Source organism: Cellulomonas algicola (assembly GCF_003851725.1).
Lineage (GTDB): Bacteria > Actinomycetota > Actinomycetes > Actinomycetales > Cellulomonadaceae > Cellulomonas > Cellulomonas algicola.
The window spans coordinates 1-8,378 of record NZ_BHYL01000099.1; the positions used below are offsets into that span (position 1 = coordinate 1).

6 protein-coding genes are annotated in these 8,378 nt (G+C 75.9%); 2 read left to right on the forward strand and 4 right to left on the reverse strand.

Going from position 1 to position 8,378, the window contains the following annotated elements; translation table 11 throughout:
* From CTKZ_RS07610 to CTKZ_RS07625, 4 genes are all read right to left on the reverse strand, one after another.
* A partial coding sequence (locus tag CTKZ_RS07610) for a PAS domain-containing protein (RefSeq protein ID WP_124342386.1) occupies window positions 1–470 on the reverse strand: 470 nt, incomplete at its 3' end.
* Window positions 471–702: 232 nt separating this feature from the next.
* Window positions 703–4,077: an ATP-binding protein gene (locus CTKZ_RS07615; RefSeq protein ID WP_124342387.1), complete on the reverse strand. Its 3,375-nt coding sequence runs from the start codon at window positions 4,075–4,077 to the stop codon at window positions 703–705.
* Window positions 4,074–4,889 carry a DUF4194 domain-containing protein gene (locus tag CTKZ_RS07620; RefSeq protein ID WP_371852344.1) on the reverse strand — a complete coding sequence of 272 codons (816 nt, stop codon included), beginning with the start codon at window positions 4,887–4,889 and terminating at the stop codon, window positions 4,074–4,076. The genes CTKZ_RS07615 and CTKZ_RS07620 overlap by 4 nt, the downstream gene beginning before the upstream one ends.
* A complete protein-coding gene (locus CTKZ_RS07625) occupies window positions 4,882–6,369 on the reverse strand; it encodes a DUF3375 domain-containing protein (protein WP_124342388.1) in 1,488 nt (495 codons plus the stop codon). Before CTKZ_RS07625 ends, CTKZ_RS07620 begins: the two co-directional genes overlap by 8 nt.
* A 149-nt stretch (window positions 6,370–6,518) precedes the next feature.
* Between CTKZ_RS07625 and CTKZ_RS21465 the strand changes: the two genes are divergently transcribed.
* Together CTKZ_RS21465 and CTKZ_RS21470 are read left to right on the forward strand one after the other, a co-directional pair.
* Window positions 6,519–7,808, forward strand: a complete 1,290-nt coding sequence (locus CTKZ_RS21465; RefSeq protein ID WP_160142852.1) for a beta propeller repeat protein — start codon at window positions 6,519–6,521, stop codon at window positions 7,806–7,808.
* Between the two features lie 11 nt (window positions 7,809–7,819).
* On the forward strand, window positions 7,820–8,068 hold the full coding sequence (locus CTKZ_RS21470; protein WP_160142853.1) for a hypothetical protein: 249 nt from the start codon (window positions 7,820–7,822) through the stop codon (window positions 8,066–8,068).
* Window positions 8,069–8,378 lie beyond the last annotated feature (310 nt).

Here is an 8,378-nt window from a genome sequence, read left to right on the forward strand (position 1 = left end):
CCCGCGAGGAGGTCGGCGAGCACGGCCGACGACGCGTCGACCGCGGCGTTGCCCGTGGCGTGCCGGCTCTCCTCGGCCAGCAGGACGCCGTACAGCTCCTCGGCGGCGCGCACCGCGGAGGGGTCGGGCAGCCGCCGGTTCGAGTGGTAGCCGACGGTCGCGCCGGTCTCGTCGGTCGACGGCGTGACGTGCGCGAGCACCCAGTAGTACGCGCCGTCCGCGGCGAGGTTCTTCACGTACGCGAAGATCTCCTGCCCCTGCTGCACGGTGTCCCAGAGCGTGCGGAAGATCGCGCGCGGCATGTCCGGGTGCCGGATGAGCGAGTGCGGCCGCCCGAGCAGCTCGTCGCGCCGGTAGCCGGACACGCGCACGAACACGTCGTTCGCGTACGTGATCCGCCCCTGCGGGTCGGTCTTCGAGACGATGATCTCCTCGCGGCCGAACGTCCGTTCCTCGGACGTCGGGACCACGCCTGTCGCTTGTCGCACGTCGCTCCCGGGGCTGTCGCCTGCGCCGCGTCCGCACGCGACGGACCGACGCTCCCGGCTGCGCGGCCCGCGGTGAAGCGCCCGCGTGCGGCGAACGGGTGACACGTCCCGACGTGGCCGTCCGCGGTCGCCCTCCGTGGGACCTCCGTCCCGACCGCCGGGCGAAGCGCGTGTGACGCCGGGCACGTCGTGACGGCGCCCGGCGTCGCGCGCGTCAGGGGGTCGTCGTGCCGTCCGGGACGCCGACGACCGGCTTGGTGCGCGACCGCCCCGACGCGTCCTTGAGGACGACGTAGGCCAGGTCGACGTGCGGCTCGAGCGCGCTGAACTTGTCGTTGGGCGCGCCGATGACGAGCTGGAAGCCGAGCCCCCGCCACGCCCCGATCGCCCGCCCGGTGAACCGCGCGTCGGCCTTGATGAGCGCCTCGTCGAGGAACACGGGCGCGTACCGGGGGCGTTCGGCGCCCGCGTCGCCGAGCTGGTAGCGCAGCGCCGCGCCGACGATGAACGCGACGAGCTCCTGCGACTCACCGCCGGACTTCTCGCCGATGTGGTCGTACAGCGCGACGTGCCGGCCCTCGAGGTCGACCTTCTCGGCCGACAGCCGCACGTGCCGTCGCACGTCGACGAGGTCGGCGAAGTCGGGCGCGGTGCGGCGGATCCGGTCGACGACCTTCGCCATCCGCACGTACCGGCGCTCGCGCTCGGCGTCGGTCGCGTCGGTCGCGAGGACCTCGCGCAGGTCGCGCAGCTCCTTGCGGAACCGGGCGACGACGGTCGACTGCGTGTCGCGCGCGTCGATCCGCAGCCGGTGGTCGTCGTCGGCGAACGGCAGGTCGGCGAGGATGTCGTTGACCGGCCGGATGCGCTCCTTGATCTCCCGGACCGACCGCGCGAGCGCGCTGTGCAGGTCGGCGAGATCGTTGCCGGACAGCCGCAGGAGGCTGCGGCGCCACTCGGCCTCGAGGTCGTGCAGCCCGCTGGTCTCGAGGTCGACGAGGACGCGCGCGAAGTCGCCGTACGACCCGTCGGGGTCGGTGCCGAGGTTCGGGTCGGGCCAGCGCTCGACGAACGTCTCGAAGGTGCGGCGCAGCGCGTCGCGGGCGGCGCCGATGCGGTGCTGCGCGGCCTGCCGGTCGGCGAGCAGCAGGGCGTTGGCGCGGGCGAGCACCTCGTCGAGCGCTCGCAGGGCGTCGACCGCGTCGGGCGCGGGCGCGGTCGCCTCGGGCCCGCCGTCGAGCAGCCCTTCGACGTACGCGCGCTGCGCGGCGCGGACCGTCGTGCCGGACGCGGTCGCCTCGTCGAGAGCCCGCTGCGCGGCGTCGACCTCGTCGGTCGTGGTCGACCACCGCTCGCCGAGCGCCTGCGCGTCGGCCTTGGTGCGGCCGAGCAGCTCGGTGAGCGCCGTGATGGTCGTGTCCAGCTCGTCGGCGCGGCGCTGCAGGTCGGCGATCTGCGGGTTGCCCGCGGTGACCTCGTCGACGACCTGCGCCCACCGGGCGCGCGTGGCCTCGACCGCGGCGACGTCGACCTGCTCCCACGTCACACCGACGACCTGCTCGTACGCGCGCCGCCGGGCGTCGCCCTCGTCGAGCTGCGCCTCCGCCTCCGTGACCCGCGCGGAGGCGAGCTCCAGCCGCTGCTGAGCGCGCGCGATCTGCTGGTCGAGGAACGCGAGGCGCCGGGTGTTGGTGAAGCCGAGGACGTTCGCGTGCCCCTGCCCGCCGTGCGCGCCGCGCGTGCCCTGCGACACCTGCCCGGTCCGGGTCAGCGCCTTCGCGTGCTGCGCGAGCTCGCCGGGGGTGTCGACGCAGACGTGGTCGAACCGCTGCGCGAGCTCGCTGCGCAGCCACGCGGTGAACGGGCCGCTGCGGAAGTCGAGCCGCCCGGGCAGCGTGCGCGAGTCGAGCGCGACGTCGTCGGGGCCGCCGGTCGGCACGCCCTGGAACTGGATGCGGCGGGCGGTCGGCACGGTGTCGATCGCGGCGCGGAACGCGCGCAGGTGCGCGGCGTCGATCAGCAGGACGGTCGCGAAGCCGCCGAGCGCGAGGTTGAACGCGTCGCGCCACGGCTCGTGCTCGGTGCGCACCTCGACGAGCTCGGCGACGAACGGGAGGTCCTCGGGCGTCAGGCCGGCCGCCTGGGCGAGGGCCGCGCGCGCGGCGTGCAGGTCGCGCGGGATGTTGTCGCGTCGGCGCTCCACGTCGCGGCGCTCCGACTGGAGCTCGGCGAGGTCGGCCGCAGCCTCCTTGCGCTCGGACCGCGCGTCGGCGAGCTCGTCGAAGGACCGGCGACGCGCACCGCCGTCCGCGAGCGTCGTGTGCGCCCGGGCGACGAGGTCGGCGAGCTGCGCCTCGCTCGCGACGGTCTCCCCCGGCAGGGCGCGCAGCAGGTCGTCGAGCCGCGTGCGGGTGCGGGCGACCTCCTGCGCGCGCGCCTCGGTCGCGGCGAGCTCGCGCTGCGCGTGCGCGAGGCGGTCGCCGCCGGACGACCACAGGGTCTCCTTGACGCCGTCGAGCTCCGAGCGGGCCGCGGCGATCCGCGCCTGCATCTCGGCGACGTGGTCGCGCGCGCGGTGCTGGCGGCGCTGCAGGTCCGCCTCGGCGTCGCGCAGCAGGTCGAGGCGGCGCTCGTGCTTCCACAGCGCGGCGGGCGACGCGGGCTCGTCGAACGTGCCGATCTCGTCGATGACGCGCAGCCGGTCGGCGGCCTCGTCGATCTCGGCGCGCAGCCCGCGGATCGGCTCGAGCGCCTTGACCTGCTGGCGTGCGGTGACCATCTGGTCGCGCGTGCCGGAGAGCTTGTCGAACTGCTCGACGACGGCGTCGGCCGTCGCGTACGTGTCGGGCTCCTCGAGCACCATCGCCTTGTAGAGCGCGTCGACGGTCGTGATCTGCTGCCCGGCCTGGATGCGACCGAGCAGCGCGACGGCCTTGGCGCCGTCGCCGGACGCGCCGATGCCGAGCGTCGCGTGCAGGCGCGCGGTGAGGTCGCGGTCGGTGTCGAAGACGGTCAGCCCCGCCTCGGTGAGCGCGGGACGGGCGAACCGGTGCGCCGCGGCGTCCTCGAGCGTGCGCAGGTCGAACGACCCGTCGCGCGTCGCGCGGACCGCGACGACCTCCTCGAGCGTGCGCGCGGCCGACGGCACGTACCAGGCGCGCACGGCCGTGAGCTCGGTGCCGCCCTGGTCCGTCCACGTCATCGCGATCGCGGACCAGGTGTCGCGACCGTCGCCGCGCAGCACGCGCTGCCGCGTGCTGCCCTCGTCGGTGCGCGACTCGTCGAGCTTGCCGCGCGCGTAGGACAGGATGTTGCGCTGGTCCTTGCCGCGCGGCCGGCCCACGACGCCGCCGTTCGACGCGCCGTTGAACGGCGTGGTGTGCGGCATCAGCAGTGCGATGTACGCGTCCATGAGCGTCGACTTGCCCGACCCCGAGCCGCCCGACAGCAGCGTCGCGGTCGACGCGAGCCGCACGCGGTGGTGGCCGTCGTAGCCGCCCCAGTTGACGAGCTGCAGGTCGCGCGCGACCCACTGCTGCCCCGTCGACGCCTCGGGGATCAGCCCGAACAGGGTGTCGACCATCGTCATCGGACGTCCTCCTCGCCCGCGCCGCCGCGGACCTGCACCCCGCTCGCGGCGCGGACCTGCTCGCCGAGCCACGCGCGCAGCTCGGTGAGCCGCTCGTTGCTCAGCACGACCTCGACGAGCGGCGTCACGCGGAACCGCCCCTCCGACTCCTCCTCGATCAGCCCTTCCTTCGCGAGCCGCGCGACCGCCGCGCGGATCTCGCGCTGGTGGCCCGCGACGTTCGTGTCGTCGGGGTCGAAGTACGTGAGCGCGGTCTGCTCGATCTCCTCGACGTCGACGCGCACCGACGTCTCCCCCGCGCCGCGCTCGCGCTGGAACACCGTGCGCAGGTGCACGAGGACGAGGGTCTCGGCGCGCGAGTACGCGTCGTCGCGCAGCAGCACGGGCACGTCGAGCTCGGCCGAGCGGACCTGCCGCTTGTACGCGATGCCGCGGTCGTGGTCGACGACGAGGTGCACGAACAGGTCGTGCAGCCGCGACTCGATCACCTGCTGGTTCTCGAGCAGCGTGCGCCACTGCGCGCGGTTGCGGTCGGCCACGAGGAAGCGGCGCTGCAGCAGCCGCACGAGCACGCGGCGCACGTCGGCGTCGAGCGTGCCGGAGTCGCCGGCGAACAGCTCCGCGGGGTCCTCCTCCATCGGCACGGGCGCGATGAACCCGCCGCGCTCGTCGGGCGTCGCGAGGTCTCCGGTGTCGACGTCGTCGGGCGCGTCGGGGAGGTCCGTGGCGTCGGGCGCGTCGACGGCGTCCGGCAGGTCGACGGCGTCGTCCTGCGCGTCGGCGTCGGTCGCGACGGTCGGGGCGTCAGTCATCGGTGTCGTCCTTCGTGCGGATCGTGACGCCGCCGAACGCGAGGCGTCGGCGGGCGCCGTCGGGCCGGACCGCGTCGACGAGCGCGACGCGGTCGGTCTCCGTCATGCCGTGGGCGTGCGCGAGCTCGAGCAGGCCCAGGAGGTCCACGGGCCGGCGCAGGGCGTCCGGGGCGGCGTCGAACACCGCGGCGACGTCCACGCCGTCGGGGTCCGCCGTGACGCCGTCGGTCGCGAACGCCGCGAGGTGCGCGTCGAGCTCGGCGTAGTGCGGCCCGCCCCACGCGAGGGCGTCGCCGCTCGCGACGTCGCCGTCGTCGTCCCAGTCGGTCAGCGGAGCGGGCGGCTCCGGGGGCTGGAGCGCGCCGGTCGTCTGCCGCAGGTGCTCGACGTCGGCGACCGGGAGTCGGCGCAGCGGGTCGACCGGCTGGGAGCGCCGCGCGTCGGGCATCCACGCCTGCAGGCCCGTCATGACGTCACGCAGGAGCGCGTCGACCTGCCGGTCGCGCAGCGGGTCGTGGTGGCGGACCTGCGACGTGATGACGGACGACGCCTCGCGCTGCGCGGCGAACACCTGGTCGAGCCCCTGCTCGATGCGTCGGACGACCTCGCGCAGCTCGGTGCGCTGCTGCGGTCCGAGACGGCGGGAGAACCGGTGCCGCAGCACGACGTCGAGCTGCGCGGCGAGCTCGTCGAGCCGGTGCGGGTCGCCGATGAGCCGCAGCGCCCCGGCGAACGCCCGGCCCTCCGTGGTCGACTCCATGACCTGCTCGCCGCGCGCGAGGTACTCGCGCAGCACGTCGCCCGTGGGGCGCTCGTCCTGCCGGAGCGCCGTGACGACGTCGCGCTGCATGGCCTTGATCGACTCCGCGACGCGCGCGAAGTCCGCGGGGAGCTCGCGCACGAGGTGCAGGACGTTCTCGGCCTCCTCGAGCAGCTCCTCGTCGTCGACCGTCTCGACCGTGCCCGTGCGCTGCACGCGGTCGAGCTCGGCCTGCAGGCGGCCGATCTCGGCGTCCAGCCGGGCCATCCGCACGAGCACGTCGGGGTCGGCGTCCTGCGCGAGCCGCCCGACCGCGTCGAGCAGCGTCCGGACCCGCGACTGCGACACGCGCGCCCGCGCGCCACCCGCACGGCCCGCGACCTCGAGCGCACCGACCGCGTGCGCCGACAGCCGGTAGACCTCGACGTCGTCGTCGAGCACCTGGCGGACCAGCCAGCCCGCCTCGGCCCACTGCCGGCACAGCTCGCGCGGACCGCCGGCCGGCAGGGTGTCGCCGTGGCCGGCGGCGCGGAGCTGGTCGAGGGCGTCGCCGATCTCGGTGTGCGCGTCGGCGACGGCGACCGTCGGGCGCTCGGCGGTGAACGTCACGGAGAGCAGCGCGACGACCAGCGGGGCGTGCCGCTTGTGCAGCAGGTCCAGCATCGGGTTCTGGAACGCCCGGACCGCACCCAGGTACGCGCCTTCGACACGAGAGATCATCGCCGCACAGCGTAGGTGGACGCGGGCCCGACGCCCGACCACCGGTCACCCGCGCGCCGCGACCGGTGCGGGCGTCGCGGTGCGGACGTCGTCGGGCTGAAGTCCGTGGCTCGCCGTGTCGATGACGAGGACGACGACCCGGAGGAGCCATGACTGACGCGGACGCACGGCCACCTCACGACGCCGCGCTGCGCTGGCTGTGCCACCCGTCGACGTGCGTGGCCGTGGTCCTCCTCCTCCTCAACGACCACGTCCTGAAGGCCGCGCTCGGCACGTGGTGGACCGGGAAGCTCTCCGACCTCGCCGGCCTCCTCGTCGCTCCCCCGCTCGTCGCCGTCGTCCTCGCGCTCGTCTGGCGTCGCCCGCGACCGGCGTCCGACCGCGTCGTCGCGACGGTCGCGGTGGCACTCGTCGGCGTGCTGTTCGCCGTCGTCAAGGCGACGCCCTCCGGCGCCTCGGTCGCGTCGGCCGCCTGGTCGCTCGTCGACGGCCCGGGCGGCGTGCGTCACGACCCGACCGACCTCGCCGCGCTGCCGGTGCTCGCGCTGGCGTGGTGCGTGGGAGCCGGCGTCCGACCGGCGGCTGGCGCCGACCGCCGTCGGCCCGTGCCCGCCCGGTGGCTGGTCGTCCTGCCCGTCGCGGTGCTCGCGACCGTCGCGACCTCCGCGCCGGCCGAGGGCGACACGGTGCGGTCCGTCGCCGTCGTCGACGGCGCGGTCGTCGTCGAGCGGCAGGACGGCGAGCCCGTGCGCTCGACCGACGGCGAGACCTGGGCCGCGGTCACCGACGGCGATGCCCGGGAGGTTGTCGCCGCCGCGCTCGCCACGTCGCGCGACGAGCCCGGCGCGTGCGTGCCCGACCAGCCCGACGAGTGCTACCGGCCGCTCCGCGCCGGCGACGCGGTCGTCGACCACGGCCCGCTCGGCGTCGAGCGCAGCACGGACGGTGGGCGGACCTGGCGGGTCGACTGGTCCGTGCCCACCGAGCTCCTCGGCACGCTCGCCCGCCGGTACGACCCGCCGGCGGGCGTGATCCGCACGCGCCAGGTGGCCGTGCTGCCGACACCCGACGGCTACCGCGTCTACGCCGCGAACGGCGGCGACGGCCTCGCGCTCCGGCACGAGGACGGCACGTGGGAGCGGCTCGGCCACCCGTTCCCCGGCGCGCGCGAGGTCCTCGTCCCGATCCCCGAGCAACCCGACACGCCGCGCCCGCCGCTGCCGCTCGCGCTCCCGGTGGGCGTCGCGGTCGCGCTCGTCGTCGTCGCGTCCGCGGGCGGCGACCCGACGCGTCCGTCGGGCCCGGTCGCCGGACCGGAGGCGTCGCGCTGCTCGCGGCCTCGGGCCTCGTGCTTGCGGCGACCGCAGCGGCGGACCTCGCGTGGCGGACCCCGCCCGGTGGCGACGACCTCCTCGCCGCGAGCCGCGTCGTCCCGCTGAGCGCGCTGCTCGTGGTCACGGCTGCCCTCCTGGGCGGGGGTGCCGCGGTCCTGCGCCGAGGCCCCGCGTCCGGGCTCGCGGCCGTCGTCGGTGTCGTCGCCGCGGTGACCCTCCTCGTGGTCGGGGCCGCGTGGGTGGGCGTCGTGCTCACCGTCGTCGCGACCGCGTGCGGCGTCGTCCTCGCCCGGCGGTCGACCGCACGGCGCACGCCGTGGCCCGACGAGCCGCTGCGGTGGGGGCCGTTGCCCGGGGCACGCTGAGCGTCGCCGCCGCCGAGCGAGCCGCACGTCCACCCGCGCCGTCGTCGTCGAATCGCTTCACCGGCTGTCGCTGCGACCGGCCGGGTCGGTAGGCAGAGGGCGCCGCCCATCCCGGCCGGCTCACACCGACGAAGGGACCCGGCGTGCGAGCGCTGCGCACCACCCTGACGCTGACGGCGATCGCGACGGTCGTCGCGCTCGTCCCGGGAGCCGCCGTCGCGGCGACCGCCGACCCCGCCCTCGACGCGACCGTGCACACCGCCGGTCGCGTCGTCACGTCGGGCGGCACGTGGCAGCACGCGTGGCCCGG